The organism is Hephaestia mangrovi (assembly GCF_019880555.1).
GTDB classification, from domain to species: domain Bacteria; phylum Pseudomonadota; class Alphaproteobacteria; order Sphingomonadales; family Sphingomonadaceae; genus Sphingomonas; species Sphingomonas mangrovi.
In genome coordinates, this window is record NZ_JAINVU010000021.1 from 1 (window position 1) to 1321 (window position 1321).

Below are 1321 nucleotides of genomic sequence, written 5' to 3' on the forward strand. Positions count from 1 at the left end.
TGAACCGCGCCGGGTTTGCCGGAGGCTCCAACTCCTGAGAAGGTGGAGCCTGTATGAGCAAGACGACGAACAAGTTTGCGCCGGAGGTCCGCGATCGTGCGGTGCGGATGGTTTTCGATCACGAGCGGGATCACCCATCGCGGTGGGCGGCGGTGGTATCGATCGCGGAGAAGATTGGCTGCGTACCGCAGACGCTGCTTGAGTGGGTGAAGAAGGCGGAGGTCAACAGCGGCAAGCGTGCGGGTGTTCCAACCGAAGTCGCCGACAAGTTGAAGGCGCTGGAACGCGAGGTCCGGGAGTTGCGTCAGGCGAACGAGATTCTGCGCAAGGCGTCGGCATATTTTGCACAGGCGGAGCTCGACCGCCCGTTCCGGCGATGATCGCCTTCATTGACGATCACCGCGATGCCTATGGGGTCGAGCCGATCTGCCGCGTCCTGCCGATCGCCCCATCCACTTACCACGAGCGCGTCGCGCAGCGACAGGATCCGACACGCCTGTCGGCGCGGGCACGGCAGGATGCGGCTCTCAAGCCGGAGATCGCGCGCGTGTTCGCCGAGAACTTCGCGGTCTACGGTGTGCGCAAGGTCTGGCGGCAGATGATGCGGGAGGGTTTTCCGATCGCCCGCTGTACGGTCGCGCGGTTGATGCGTGAGATGGGCTTGGCAGGAGTGATCCGGGGCAAGCCGGTGCGCACGACGATCAGCGACAAGGCGGCGCCGTGCCCGCTCGATCGCGTCAACCGCCAGTTCTACGCGCCAGCGCCGAACCGGCTCTGGGTGTCGGACTTCACCTATGTCGCGACCTGGGCGGGGTTCGTCTACGTCGCCTTCGTCATCGATACCTACGCCAGGCGGATTGTCGGCTGGCGAGCCAGCAGGACGGCACATGCCAGCTTCGTCCTCGATGCCCTGGAACAGGCGCTTCATGATCGCCGGCCGGCCCATCGGGGCGGCCTCATCCATCATAGCGATCGCGGGTCGCAATACGTGTCCATCAAGTACACCGAGCGCCTCGCCGAAGCCGGGATCGAGCCCTCGGTCGGCAGCGTCGGCGACAGCTACGACAACGCTTTGGCCGAGACGATCAACGGTCTCTACAAGGCCGAGGTGATCCATCGCCGTGGCCCCTGGCGATCCTTCGAAGCGGTGGAATACGCGACGCTCGAATGGGTCGACTGGTTCAACCATCGTCGGCTGCTCGAGCCCATCGGCAACATCCCGCCTGCCGAAGCGGAAGACCAATATTATGCTGCCGCGGACAACATCGATATGGCAGCGTGACTCACAACCCAAGGCCTCCGGCAAACCCGGCGCGGTTCA

General features: G+C 64.3%; 1 protein-coding gene and 1 other annotated feature. The gene reads left to right on the forward strand.

The window, feature by feature from the left end:
• Positions 1-53 precede the first annotated feature (53 nt).
• Positions 54-1282 (forward strand): IS3 family transposase gene (locus K7G81_RS17635; protein ID WP_223032146.1). Its coding sequence is split into 2 segments (ribosomal slippage): positions 54-342 and positions 342-1282, totalling 1230 coding nucleotides; the frame shifts between segments, so codons are not numbered across the junction.
• Positions 335-451 (forward strand) — a sequence feature (AL1L pseudoknot). It overlaps the preceding gene by 117 nt.
• Positions 1283-1321: the final 39 nt, after the last annotated feature.